The 13,158-nt window shown below is 56.9% G+C and carries 9 protein-coding genes; 4 read left to right on the top strand and 5 right to left on the bottom strand.

All coding sequences use genetic code 11. The features are described from left to right. From B2W96_RS07135 to B2W96_RS11795, 4 genes are all read right to left on the bottom strand, one after another. The coding region (locus B2W96_RS07135) for an ABC transporter ATP-binding protein (protein ID WP_293009594.1) at positions 1-1,295 on the bottom strand (1,295 nt) is incomplete at its 3' end. 190 nt (positions 1,296-1,485) lie between these two features. Further along, positions 1,486-2,385, bottom strand: a complete 900-nt coding sequence (locus B2W96_RS07130) for a 4Fe-4S binding protein (protein WP_293009593.1) — start codon at positions 2,383-2,385, stop codon at positions 1,486-1,488. After that, positions 2,385-2,561, bottom strand: coding sequence for a CD1871A family CXXC motif-containing protein (locus B2W96_RS11800; protein WP_312158848.1), 177 nt, complete (start codon positions 2,559-2,561; stop codon positions 2,385-2,387). The genes B2W96_RS07130 and B2W96_RS11800 overlap by 1 nt, the downstream gene beginning before the upstream one ends. Continuing rightward, positions 2,558-3,451 carry a rhodanese-like domain-containing protein gene (locus B2W96_RS11795; RefSeq protein ID WP_349680144.1) on the bottom strand — a complete coding sequence of 298 codons (894 nt, stop codon included), beginning with the start codon at positions 3,449-3,451 and terminating at the stop codon, positions 2,558-2,560. The genes B2W96_RS11800 and B2W96_RS11795 overlap by 4 nt, the downstream gene beginning before the upstream one ends. 364 nt (positions 3,452-3,815) lie before the next feature. Here B2W96_RS11795 and B2W96_RS07110 point away from each other — a divergent pair, with 364 nt between their 5' ends. Beyond that, a complete protein-coding gene (locus B2W96_RS07110) occupies positions 3,816-5,060 on the top strand; it encodes a peptidoglycan-binding protein (RefSeq protein WP_293009592.1) in 1,245 nt (414 codons plus the stop codon). Positions 5,061-5,233: 173 nt separating this feature from the next. Here the strand turns inward: B2W96_RS07110 and B2W96_RS07105 are convergent, their stop codons facing one another. Continuing rightward, positions 5,234-5,812 (bottom strand): hypothetical protein, encoded by a 579-nt coding sequence (locus B2W96_RS07105; protein WP_293009591.1) that lies wholly within the window; start codon positions 5,810-5,812, stop codon positions 5,234-5,236. Positions 5,813-6,243: 431 nt separating this feature from the next. Between B2W96_RS07105 and B2W96_RS07100 the strand changes: the two genes are divergently transcribed. From B2W96_RS07100 to B2W96_RS07090, 3 genes are all read left to right on the top strand, one after another. Next, the gene (locus tag B2W96_RS07100; protein WP_293009590.1) at positions 6,244-7,596 is read left to right on the top strand and encodes an MBL fold metallo-hydrolase; all 1,353 of its coding nucleotides are present in this window, start codon (positions 6,244-6,246) and stop codon (positions 7,594-7,596) included. Between the two features lie 35 nt (positions 7,597-7,631). Continuing rightward, positions 7,632-7,754: a rubredoxin gene (locus tag B2W96_RS07095; protein WP_293009589.1), complete on the top strand. Its 123-nt coding sequence runs from the start codon at positions 7,632-7,634 to the stop codon at positions 7,752-7,754. A gap of 519 nt (positions 7,755-8,273) precedes the next feature. Next, complete coding sequence (locus tag B2W96_RS07090) at positions 8,274-12,899, top strand: S-layer homology domain-containing protein (protein WP_293009588.1); 4,626 nt, start codon at positions 8,274-8,276, stop codon at positions 12,897-12,899. Positions 12,900-13,158 lie beyond the last annotated feature (259 nt).

Here is a 13,158-nt window from a genome sequence, read left to right as displayed (position 1 = left end):
CGGGTGGGCTCGTCAAGAATCAGAACCTCCGGCTCAGTAAACATCCACTTGCCCAGAACAACCTTTTGCTGGTTTCCGCCGGAGAGATTGCGGCACTCCTGATCCACGGACTCGCACCGGATGTCGTATTTCTCCTGCATGCCCAGCGCGTAGTCATGGATGGCTTTCTTTTTCAGGTGCAATCCGTGTCCATCGGAAAAACGGGCCTCTTCCGTGCTTTTCAGCACCAGATTGTCCTGCACGGACATATTGCCGATGAGGCCCATTTTATTGCGGTCCTCGGGAATGTGGGACACGTTTTCCAGAATAAAGCCGTTGGGGGTAAAGCGGGCCACGGTGGAGCCCTTCAGGTCCACAACACCCTCCTCCGGCGTGAGCACGCCGGTGACAATCTGGGCAAGCTGGCTCTGGCCGTTGCCGTCCACGCCTGCGATGCCCACGATTTCGCCCCGGCCCACGGTCAGGGACACGTCGTTCAGTCCGTTGTGCTTGGAGGACTTGTGGAAGCTCACATGGGCCAGCTCCATCACGGGCTCGCCCGGTTTTTCAATTTTTTCATAGCGGGAGGGAGCAAGGTCTCGGCCAATCATCAGGTTTGCGAGCTGGCAGCTATCCGTTCCGCGGCAGTCCAGCGTGCATACTGTCTGTCCCGCCCGCAGCACCGTGACCCGGTCGGAAATCTTCATCACCTCGCGCATTTTGTGGCTGATAAAAATAACGCTCTTGTTCTCGCTTTTCAGCTTTTCGATGATGGCAAACAGGCCCTCGGTTTCGATGTCGGTGAGGGCGGCGGTGGGCTCGTCCAGCACCAGAAGCTCTGCGCCCCGGTACAACGCCTTGAGGATTTCCACCCGCTGCTGCGCGCCCACGGCGATTTCGGTGACGGGCTTGTCCAGCTCCACGTCCAGCCCATAGCGCTCCGCCAGCTCCAGAATTTCCTTGCGCCGGGCATCCTTGTCGATGAACAGGCCCGTTGTCCGCCGGTCGCCCAAAATGATGTTCTCAAGAACCGTCATTGCCTCCACCAGCATGAAGTGCTGGTGAACCATGCCAATGCCCTTTTTTACCGCCTCGGCGGGAGAGGCAATTTTCACCGACTCCCCATTCAAATAGATTTTTCCGGCGGTGGGCTGATAGAGGCCAAACAGCACGTTCATCAGCGTACTCTTCCCAGCGCCGTTTTCGCCCAAAAGTGTGTGCACCTCGCCGCGACGAACATCCAAATTGATGTCCCGGTTGGCATAGACGCTGCCGAACTGCTTGGTAATGTGTTCCATGCGCAGAAGTTCTTCCATTGGCATCTCCCCCAATCATAAAAAGGGGGACGAAAGCGCAGATAAATTCTACTGGCTTTTCGTCCCCGTTGACACACCTGAATTATTTTTATACTACCTTAAAAATAGTAAAGTGTCAAGGTGAAATTCTGTCCTATCGAAGGGAATTATTGGGCTTGTCGCGGTCTTAACGGCTTGCCGGTCACTCCGCTCAATCACGGCCGGTGGGCGGCTTGGGCGGCGGTGGGGCTGAACTGTTTTTCGCGGCGGCTTCTTCGTGCTTGAAAAAGCCGGACCAGATGGCGCCTGTGGGGCAGGCCGCCTTGCACGCGCCGCATCGAATGCACTCCGCCGAGTTGATGTTCCCGGTTACGTCCACGCCCATTTTGCAGGCCTTTTCGCAGCGCCCGCAATGAATGCAGGCGCTTTCGTTCACGCCCATCTGATAGACGCTAAAGCGGTTCAGCAGCCCGTAAATGGCCCCCAGGGGGCAAAGATATTTGCAAAACGGGCGGTATACCAGAACTGAATCCGCGATGACCAGCACCAAAAGCACCAGCTTCCATGAGAATAGAAACCCGGCGGCGGCCCGCAGCGCCTCGTTGGTCGCCAGCAGGGGAAGGCCGCCCTCCAGCGTTCCGGCGGGGCAGACGTATTTGCAGAAAAACGGGTCGCCAATGCCAAAAGAGTCCTTCAGCAGTGCGGGAAGCAGCAGCACGGCAACAAGAGACACGTATTTTCCCCAGCGCAGCCCCCAATCCAGCCGCCGGGGCGGGCTTAGCTTGGGAGAGGGGATTTTGTGCAGCAGGTCTTGCACAAAACCAAAGGGGCATAGAAAGCCGCAGATTAGCCGACCGAACAGCACCCCGAACAGCAAAACCGTTCCCGTCACGTAATAGGACACGCTCCGCGTCCGCCCGCCAATCACCGCCTGCAACGAGCCAATGGGGCAGGCCCCAGCGGCGCCCGGGCAGGAATAGCAATTCAGCCCCGGCACGCACAGGCGCTTGGAGGGTCCCTGATGAATGCGCCCGACGACAAAATTGCCCAGATGCGGGTTGTGGGCAAGGGCCGCCAGCGCCTGAATCAAGTGTCGAATACCCTGCTTCATCAGCCAATCCCGATGCACTCAAGGCAGATGTTCACGGCCTTTTGCAAAACCTCCGCCGGCTCGCCAGCAGAGACGCCCACGGCAATCAGGCCCACGGAGACGAGAAAAATTGCCGCAGTGACGAGGCGCTTTCCTGCCAACCGACGGTGAGGCCGGGGGGCGTCCTTTGCCGTCATTCCGCCGTCTCCAGCAGGGAGTCGATAATTTTAGACCACTCCTCGCCGCTGCGGGCGCCCACATAAGATTGGCCCACCAGCTCACCCTTATCGTTGACAAAAATCGTCTCCGGCACGGAGCTGACACCAGACAGCTTGGCGGCAATCAAATCCGCCGAGGGCAGCAGATGGAGATAGTTTGCCCTGGTCTGCTCCACCAGATCCCGGGCAGTCTGCACCATATCCGGGGAAAAGGCCCCGCTGGTCTGGGGAATGTCCACCACAATCCCCAACACCTGAACGCCACGGTCCGCATAGTCGGCGGCCAACTGGCCCAAATCGGGCATTTCCCGCAGGCAGGGGCCGCAGAAGGTGGCCCAGATGTTAATTAAGGTTAGCTTATAATCCGCAAAAATGCGCTGGTCCGCCGGAACGCCGTTTAAATCCCACGCGGCGAAGGAGGACAGGGTTCCTGCCGTTTCGACGATCTGATAGTCTCCGCTCTCCGTCTCATAGGGCCAGTCGATAATGCCGCCGAAATCACTGAGATTCGTATAGCCCATGTCCGAAAGCTTCGTCGCGGCCTGCGCGCTGCGGTTTCCGCTGCGGCAGTAAATCAAAATCTCTGCGTCCAGCACGGGAAGCTGGGCCGGCGGCTCGGTGCCGATCTCCTCATTGGGAAGCAGGATGGCCCCGGGAATGTGGCCCTCCGCGTATTCTCCGGCGGTGCGCACGTCCACAACCACGGGCGTCCCGGTGGTCATGCGCTCATGGGCTTCCTCGGCGGTAATTTTAACCGGCTCCGGAAAAACGTCCTCGGAACCGCTTCCTGAAGCCGACGGCTCGCTTGGTGAGCAGGCGCTCAAAAGAAATAGAAGAGACAGGCTCAATATTGCTGTTATTTTTTTCACAGTCGTTCCTCCTTTACGGCGGCAGCGGCAATGCTTTATGCAGTCCGGTGCGGGGTTGTGAGAGATGTAGTACCCTTCATATGTATCATATTTGGGATAAAATTGCAAGAATATTTTCGGAATGATTACTATTTATTGGACTTATAGCTATCCTGCATTTGGCTTATATGCCTTTTTTGAAGGGGAAAACGAGCGCTCGCGCGGCTAGAGTGATAAGGCTCGCAGAGGCGGCATAGGATGGTATTGTCGTCAGGAAAGCGTCTTTGCGTCCGCGTGCCGCCGGGGAAGCTGGGGCGGCAGGCGGACGCAAGGAGGCGCGCCGTCAGCAATTAAATCACATGCCGCAGGGAGGAGCGCTTAAAGTATGAATGGTGAAAACAACACCGCGCCGGTGCAAAATATTCAAGGTGGACTGGGACAATTACAGATCAACGCGTTTTTGGAGAACCAGCGCGTGCCGGCAGAGGACGTGTCCGTCCGGGTTGTGGACCCGGACTCCGGAAATGTTTTGGAAGAGGTTCGCACCAATGCACAGGGGAAAGCGCCGGAGCTGACCTTTCCAACGCCCCCGCTGGAATTTTCTATGGAGGCCGGACGGCCCCGGCCCTTTAACCAGTACAATGTGCTCGTCTCACTTCCGGGCTATGGGCAGACGGTCATCGAAAACGTGCAGATGTTTCCCGAGGTCACGGCAGTGCAGAACGTGGCCCTGCGGCCGACGTTTTCGGGCCTTCTGATTCCCTATCCCACGCTTTGGGGAGATTTTCCGCCCAAAATTCCGGAGGATGCGGTGAAAGAGCTGCCCTTTGCTCAAAATCTGGTGGTTCTGCCGGCACCGGTGGTGCCGGAGCTGATTGTGGTGCATCAGGGCCGTCCGGAAAATACCGACGCCGCCAACGTCACGGTGCTTTTTACAGACTACATCAAGAACGTGGCCAGCAGTGAAATTTATTCCACCTGGCCCCGGGAAACAATTAAGGCAAATGTTTTGGCCATCATCTCCTTCACCCTCAATCGGGTTTATACGGAGTGGTACCGAAACAAGGGTTTTGACTTTACAGTCACCAATTCCACGGCTTACGATCAGGCGTTTACCTATGGGCGCACCATCTTCCGGGAGATTTCCGAGGTGGTGGACGAAATATTTACCACCTATATTACAAAGCCGGACATCGTTCAGCCCCTGTTCACCCAGTATTGCGACGGGGCGCGGCGGAGCTGTCCGGGCTGGCTGAGCCAGTGGGGCTCCAAGGACTTGGGAGATCAGGGCTATCCCGCCCTGCAAATTCTGAAAAGCTTTTACGGCTATGACATCTTTTTAGAGCAGGCGGAAAAGGTGGAGGGCATTCCCATTTCCTTCCCCGGCTATGTGCTGGAGGAGGGCTCTACCGGTGCTCCGGTGCAGACGATCCAGCACCAGCTCAACGCCATTTCCAACAACTATCCCCTGATCCCCAAGGTGGCGGAGGACGGCGTGTACGGAGAGAGCACGGCAAATGCCGTCCGAGTATTTCAGGAGACGTTTGACCTGCCGGTGACGGGGCGGGTCAATTTCCCCACATGGTATCGTATCTCCGGCATTTATACCGCCGTGGCCAATCTGGCGTAGCTTCCGCAAAAGGGCCGAACCGCCCAGAAGCCGATGCAAGTTTGCAGGCAGGCCCACCGCGAAATATCGCCAAAATAAATCAAACCGGGTCCCTGCGCCATAGGCGCAGGGACCCGGTTGCACAAATGCCGATCAAACGCTATCACAAAGGCGCGAAGGACGCGGACGGATTTTTAAAAATCCTCCTGAAGCACGTAGACGCTGATGACCTCTTTGGACTCGGAGGCCGTATCGTAAACCACGGAGAGGAAAATGTCTCCATACGCAAAATGAGCATCTCCGTCCTTATCGCTGAGAGGCTGGCCGAAAACCTCTGTAAAGTCAGACAGGCTGTCACCCAGATGCAGCCCGTTCAGATCAATGCTGTCGGTCATCACAAGGACCTGCGCCACCTTCGTGTAGGTGTCGGCATCAAACCAGACGCGAATGCCTGCCTTTTCAAAGGCCATACCGCCCTCGTCCACAGATTCGGGGGTTTCATCTCCCATGGCGGAGAGCAGCTCTTCCTGCGTCATGCCCAGAAGCCCTGTCAGGTCCGAAAGATCCAAGGCCCCGGTGTCCTCCGCCTGAGAAGACCCGGCGGAAGAGGTTCCCGACTGGGCGGATCCGGAAGAAGAAGCTTGCCCCGTGCTGCCGGAAGAACCGGCGGGCGGCTGCTGCGCGCAGGCGCTCAGCGCCACGAGGGACACCGCTGCCAATAGTGCCAGCATCCGCTTTTTAAAAAAAGTAAGCGGTTTCGTTTTTCCTGTCATACAAAATACCTCCAAAAGTAATCCCTGCCGTTTTTGGCTGGGCTTGTAATAGCTTGACGTAAAGACGCTCCAATAAGTTTCACCTTTCAAAAAAATTTTCCGGCCCCCGCCGGAAAAAACGGGGCATTTGCCGCTTGACAAAGCCACCGGGCCAGGTATATGTTGAATTTAAATCTTGTTCCGCCCGCTTTTGCGGTCGGTCGGCGCTGTGGCCCATGGGCTGCGGAATATGGGGCGACGGCTTTAAAATTGTCGCAATTGCGGTTGGTTTTTATAGGAAGAGTATGTTATAATATTGGCAAAGCAGGCAATGTAATTGTTTTTGGCTGTGTTTCCGCCCGTCTGAGGGTGCTTGAAAAGAACGGTGAATCCGTTGATCTGCCGTATGGCGGTATGGAAACGCTGCGTTTTAGAAAGGTAAGGTGTTGACTATGCACTGTATTCGGAAGGTAACGGAGGATTTGCTCTGGCTTGGCGTCAGCGACCGGCAGGCTCCTCGCTTTGAGGCGGCCCATCCCACGCCCCGGGGCATGTCCTACAACTCCTATCTGCTGCTGGATGAAAAAACCGTCCTGTTTGACACGGTGGACCGGGCGGTGCAGACTCAGTTTTTTGAAAATCTGGAGTATGCGCTGGGTGAGCGGACACTGGATTATGTGTTTGTCCACCATATGGAGCCGGACCACGCGGCCACGCTGGGCGATCTGATGCTTCGGCATCCTGAGGCCACGATTGTGTGCAACGGGAAGTCCGTCAACATGATTCACCAGTTCCACTGCACAGATCCCAAGCGGGTGATTCTTGTAAATGAGGGAGATTCCCTTCCCACCGGGCGGCACAGCTTCACCTTTTACAATGCCCCCATGGTCCACTGGCCGGAAGTCATCGCCAGCTATGACTCCACCGACCGCATCCTGTTTACCGCCGACGCTTTCGGCAGTTTCGGCGCGCTGAACGGAATTCTTTTTGCCGACGAGGTGGACTTTGACCGGGACTGGCTGGACGAGTTCCGGCGGTACTATACCAACATTGTGGGGAAATACGGCCCGCAGGTGCTTTCGCTGCTGAAGAAGGTTTCGGGGCTGAAGCTTGGGATGATCTGCCCGCTCCACGGTCCGGTGTGGCGGAAAAATCTGGACTATCCCCTGAGCAAGTATGCCAAGTGGGCCGCCTACGAGCCGGAGGTGCAGGGCGTACTCATCGCCTTTGCATCGGTTTACGGGGGGACGGAGGCCGCGGCCAACATCCTTGCCTGCCGTCTGGCGGAGCGGGGCATCGCCGTGGATATGTACGACGTGTCTGTGACCCACTATTCCTATGTATTGTCCGAGCTGTTTAAATACAGCCATATCGTGTTTGCTTCCACCACCTATAACAACGGTATTTTCGTCTCCATGGAAAATCTGCTTCATGACGTGGCCCACCACAACCTGCAAAACCGGAAGGTGGCCCTGATTGAAAATGGTTCCTGGGCGCCTGCCAGCGGAAAGCTGATGACTCAGATTCTGGGCGGGATGAAAAATATGGAGATTGTGACTGCTCCCGTCACGCTGAAATCCGCTCTGGCCATTGGGCAGGACGCGGAGCTGGAGGCTTTGGCCGACACGTTGGCCGCCGATCTGCGGGGAGATGCGCCGGCTGCCCCCGGCGATAAAGAAGAGGACAAGCCCAAAGGCTTTGTATGTAAGGTGTGCGGTTTCATCTATCAGGGCGACGCCCTGCCGGACGGCTTTGAATGTCCGATCTGTCATCGCACCGCCGAAGTCTTTGAGCCTCTGCCCTGAAAACAGGAAAAAATATATCGGAAAGGAGATTTTTTATGAAGTATGTGTGCGATATGTGCGGCTATGTCTATGACGAGGCCGAGGAAGGCCCCATGCCTGACGATTATGTCTGCCCTCTGTGCGGCGCGGACAAGAGCCATTTCCATCCCGAGGACTGATTGATAAAAAACGACCGGGGCCGTCTCCTTTTAAAAGAGACGGCCCCGGTCGGTCTGTACAGCGCAAAGAACGGAGAGAACTATCCGCCCGCCAAGAATCGCACGGGAGAATAGAGCCGCCTGCGCCCGCAGGCGCCGAAGTCCGGCAGGACGACGTGGGGTGCAAAGCCGTGCGCTTTTTAAACTCGGCACTGCAAATACTGCCTTGGCTTATTTTCAGTCGAAATTTTTATTTCCATATTTTTGTGAATCATGGTTGACACGCGAGCTATGGTTGCAGTAGAATACGAATGCTGAGATTAGAATAATAAAGCACGAAAAAGGCGGAGTGACTTTTTTTATGAGCGTAGGTTAGTCAATGCTAACTACGGGAGATTTGAAAAGTGATTTTGCACAATTTCCAAGCTGCGGCTTACAGCAAGCGGCACATGTTGTCCAACGGTTAGTAAAAGCTAACTAAGTAACAGGAGAAAGGAGAAACGCATCTCTGGCAGTACAGTATCTTAAGAGGAGGAAGAAATGAAAATCAAACGTAAGAAAATAATGTCTGCGGTTTTGTCGGCAGTGATGGCTTTGTCCTTGCTGCCGTCGGCGGCACTGGCGGCGGAACTGAATGATGCCGATTCGGCAAAACAGATCGTTTCGGCGCAGACCAGCGGGGCACAGCTCGAAAGCTATTTGACCACTGCATCGCAGGGTACATCAGACTTTGCCGGCGGCGCCGGTACGGTGGACGACCCCTATCAGATTGAAACTGCCGGGCAGCTTGCCATGGTGGCGGAGAATCTGGGAGCATCCTACAAGCTGGTGGCAAATATTACTTTAACCGGCACATGGACGCCCATCGGTACGTTCCAGGCATCGGCGGAAAATGGGGAAGAGCCCGATGAAGCCTATGCCTTCCACGGAACCTTTGATGGCAATGGAAAAACGATTACCGGACTGAACATCGGGGGAGAAAACGCCATGTGCGTGGGCCTCTTTGGCGTCACGGCCAATGCCACGGTGAAGGATCTGACCCTTGAAAACGCAACGGTTGCGGGTTTCACCATGACCGCGGCGGCCATCGGCTATGCCTACAATACCACCGTGGACAACGTGGACTTGACCGGAACCAATACCATCCACGGATGGAGCACGGGTGCCAACATTGCCAACATGGTGGCGGGTATTGTTGGCGCGGGCATGGATTCCACCATCCTGAACTGCGACGTTTCCGGGACCGCCCTGACCATGGACGGAATTTCCGGCGCAACAGTTTCAGGTGCGAACGTCCATGACGCGGGTCTTGTGGCTGGCGGGCTGGAGGGCTGCACGCTGGAGCGTTGCACCGTGAACAGCGGCAGCGTCGAGGTCACCACTGCCGGAGGATTTGCCTTTGGTATCGGAGGTCTGGCGGGCTGCTCCATTGAAGCTGCTTATGTGAAAGATTGCTCGGCAACCGATGTGGCCGTCAGAATTGCGGACGGCAAGGCCGACCTGATTGGCGGCCTTATGGGCTATTCCGGGACAAGCGGCCTTGCGGCACCTACGCAGATTACAGACTGCGCCGTCGCAGGCTCGGCAATTTACACCATCGCATCATCCACCCGGGTGGGCGGACTGTTGGGCGGCGGATTCTATTTTGATGCGTTTGCCGCGTATTACCCGGTCCCTGCCCGGATCAGTGTGACCAATAGCACTGCCGACGCAGGTTCCTATAAGCTGGTGGGCTGGATCACTGATCTTGACAGCGTCGAGGGTGCGGCCGCAGACCAATATATTTTTGCGGGCGGAGACGGCTCTACTAATACGCCCCATGAGATTTCATCCGCCGCCGCTCTGTATGCGGTAAACTACGGCCTGAATGCAAATTACAAGCTGACGGCTGATATTGACCTTTCCTCGTTTAATTTCAGCTCTCAAGGAAAGAACTACCATTTGTGGCAGCCCATCGGCGTGCTGCGCTACGGTACGGATGTAAATATGACCACCGGAGCGATGGATTTGACCAAGGCGTTTTCCGGTACCTTTGACGGCGGAAACTTTACCATTTCCAACGTCACGGTGGATGCCAGTGCCGACGAGACGATGATGGCTCCCGGCGGCATCTTCTCCTGCGTCACCGGCACGGTGAAGAACCTGACGGTGAAAAATGTCAGCGTCGCTGCCAACGAAAACGCGGCCATGACTGCCGGTGGCGTCATCGGCTACGCCTTGCCCGGTGCGGTTCTGAGCAATGTCGATTTAACGGCTGACGGACAGCGGAATACCGTCACCGGACGGAACTGCGTGGGCGGCATCACCGGCGGCAGCGAAAGCGCCGCGCTGTCCGGCTGTGACGTGTCCAAGACCGATATTGTGGTGCTGGGCAGCAACGATTTCTCCAAGACTCCGGGCCGCATCATTCAGGTCGATGTGGCGGAATGCGGCGGTCCCGTGGTGGGAGGCGGCTTCGGCGGCTCCATCACAAACTCCTCCGCCACCAACTGCACGGTGAGCGCTGCCGGCAACGAGCCTGTGGGCCTTGGCGGTCTAGCGGGCTGCCTGCAATGCATGACGGACATTACAGGTAACACTGTTACCAAAGTTACCATCTCCACGCAGAAGGGCGGGCACGCCATTGGCGGACTGTGCGGCTATGCGGGCACCGGCAATGACGGGAGAGACGATAAGAACATCACCGCTGAACCCCTCACACCAACCGCCGTCACTGGAAACACGGTTGACATTACCATTAACGCCCCCGGAGCCACCCATGTGGGCGGCCTGATCGGAACCGGCCTGTACTTCTATGGAATGGAAGACCGATACACGGCAAGTAACAATACCGTCTCCGGCTCCATTATCGCCGGGACGGGCGCGGATTCCGTGTACGGCGCAACCACGCCCGGCGCAATTGCCGGACGGGCCGTGGGCAGCAGTATTGATGAGAGCAATACGTTCAGCGGATTGACGATTAATAACGCGGCCGCGGTAAACGCTGTGGGTACCACCAACGGCATGTACGAGAGCGGGGACCAATACGGCGAGGACGACACCGCAGCCTTTATCCAAGGCATCAGCGATACCTATCAGCAGCTTTTTGAGGGCGCGACCTTCCTGCCGAAATGCGATGCCTACTGGCATGACTTCTCCGCTGCCGTTGTGGGCGCGGACAAAGCAGACGAAATGGTTGCCATGATGAAGGCTTCCATCGGCGCGGCAGAGGGCCAGCAGGGCGAAGGTGCCTTCTTCTGCGGCTTTATGGGCGACGTAGCGACCCTCACCTTCAACGGCTTGCAGATTTCCGGCTATGACGCACAGGGCGTCCGGCTATTCTCTCGCCCCTATCGCTATGTAGGAACTGAGGCTCTATATATGGATGGGAAGGCGGTTATGTCCGGCTTTACCGTCTTGCAAAGTCTGGATGCGGACTCCGGCGACTACACCTACTTCCTGATGGCGCCTGATACGCCAGAGGAAACCTACCACATTGAATTCCGCTATGGCAGCGATCTCAATGCGCTGAAGCAGTTTGCTAGTGGCAGCTATGCCAATTGGCTGGCTGCGGGCATTCCCACCAGCGCAATGGAGGAAACCACGGGGACAAAGGGCCAGATTGACAATGCTCTGCGTCAGGTGATCGCGTTGTTCTGCACCGAAAACCTGTCTGAAGGAGTGACGGCCCAGACTGCCGCACAGCGGTCTGATCTGGTGGGCATCTGGGATGCGAACGCGGCCACATTGGCGCTGCTGGAAGCCGCAACGGGACTTTCAAATGTCAGAATGTATTGCGAACTGAAGGCTGACGGTACCGGCGCGACTTATCTGGATATGGGCACCGGCAGTTATACGAAGACTGCGGATTATACATTCTATGCCTACGATAACGACGGCAGCGCCAGCACATTTTCCGGCGTGTACATTGCTGCAACCGAAGGCGGTACTACATCCACAAGCCCCTACACCATTGTCACCGATGGGACGGGTAAGACGCTGTCCTTTTATGCGGAGGATGGCACGGCCGCCTATGTGAAGCGCGGCAGTGTCCCCACTAACAACTCTGGCAGCGACTCCGGTGACGGCGGCTCTGTTTCTTCCGGAAACACGAATATCAGCGCCAGCGGCGGCAGCGTGACTGCCGCGCAGATGACTGCCGCCGTTAAAAGCGCGGCCAAGGGCGCTGCCATTTCCGTCAGCGCGGCCAGCACGTCTCAGGTTACGCTGCCCGTGTCGGGACTGACCGCAGCACAGGCCAACAACAACAGCCTGAACATTACTACGAAAAACGGCGTGATCGCCGTATCCGCCGAAGCGCTGGCGGGCGTGATTAGCGGGGCTTCTTCCAGCGCCGTCGTCAGTGTCGGCATCACGACTGCCTCGGCCTCTGCCGCGGGCCTTTCTGATGGAACACCTGCATTTGACGTATCCCTTTCCGTTGGCGGTCAGGCCGTCCACAGTTTCGACGGGACGCTGACTATCACGCTGACGGTTGCCAATCTGAGCAAGATTGCAAATCCCTATGTGCTGCACATTCTGGCCGACGGCACAAAAGAGTATCTGAAGCCCTCGGTCAGCGGAAACAGCCTCACGATCAGCGGCGTGCGGAATCTCTCCGTGTTTGCTGTGATTCCCAGCAGTGAAGTGCCTGCGGAGCTGGCATTTACCGATGTGGCAAGCGGCGCGTATTATGCGGACGCCGTGCGCTGGGCGGTTGAAAAGGGCGTGACCTCCGGGACAAGCGCCACCACCTTCGGCCCCAACGCCGCGTGTACCCGCGCACAGGCGGTGACCTTCCTGTGGAGAGCGGCGGGGTCTCCGAAGCCTGCTTCCACAGCAAATCCCTTTGGGGATGTGGACAGCGGAGCCTATTACTTCAAGGCGGTTTTGTGGGCGCTGGAGAAGGGAATCACTGGCGGCACCAGCGCCACGGTATTTAACCCCAATGGCGCTGTCACCCGGGCGCAGATTGTCACCTTCCAATACCGCGCGGCGGGTTCTCCGCCTGTGACAACTGCCAATTCGTTTGGCGATGTGCCCTCCGGCGCGTACTACGCGAACGCAATTCTGTGGGCCGTGGAAAAATCGGTTACAAACGGAACCACAGCCACCACGTTCAGCCCGAATACCAATTGCACCAGAGGTCAGATTGTGACCTTCCTGTACCGGCAGTTTGGCGTATAACGCAAACCGCCGAAATTAGAACCGGGGAGCATTGGCGCACTGCGCCGATGCTCCCCGGCTTTTTTAGCGTTGTCGATTGCCGGAAACCGGAAATCCGGGGGATTGATTCTTTGCTGCCGCGGGGCGGAAGTATTTTCTTTGTGTCGGAAACGCATGGAGAGAGTTTTTAAAGGCCTGCGATTTCAAGCGGCGGGGAAAGGCCCTGCGCAGGTGCGCCACCTGCCTCAATCGCCTTGTGAAATATGCATAAAATATAAAA

The sequence above is a fragment of the Oscillibacter sp. UBA6647 genome, assembly GCA_002455655.1.
Classification (GTDB): domain Bacteria; phylum Bacillota; class Clostridia; order Oscillospirales; family Oscillospiraceae; genus Oscillibacter.
This window is presented reverse-complemented; position numbering and strand designations above follow the sequence as displayed.

What these genes read in the sequence shown, in the direction of transcription:
- B2W96_RS07105 (WP_293009591.1), bottom strand. Translation starts at nt 5,812, where the DNA reads ATGACAGGAAAAACGAAACCGCTTACTTTTTTTAAAAAGCGGATGCTG.
- B2W96_RS07095 (WP_293009589.1), top strand. Translation starts at nt 7,632, where the DNA reads ATGAAGTATGTGTGCGATATGTGCGGCTATGTCTATGACGAGGCCGAG.
- B2W96_RS07100 (WP_293009590.1), top strand. Translation starts at nt 6,244, where the DNA reads ATGCACTGTATTCGGAAGGTAACGGAGGATTTGCTCTGGCTTGGCGTC.
- B2W96_RS07130 (WP_293009593.1), bottom strand. Translation starts at nt 2,385, where the DNA reads ATGAAGCAGGGTATTCGACACTTGATTCAGGCGCTGGCGGCCCTTGCC.
- B2W96_RS07090 (WP_293009588.1), top strand. Translation starts at nt 8,274, where the DNA reads ATGAAAATCAAACGTAAGAAAATAATGTCTGCGGTTTTGTCGGCAGTG.
- B2W96_RS11800 (WP_312158848.1), bottom strand. Translation starts at nt 2,561, where the DNA reads ATGACGGCAAAGGACGCCCCCCGGCCTCACCGTCGGTTGGCAGGAAAG.
- B2W96_RS07110 (WP_293009592.1), top strand. Translation starts at nt 3,816, where the DNA reads ATGAATGGTGAAAACAACACCGCGCCGGTGCAAAATATTCAAGGTGGA.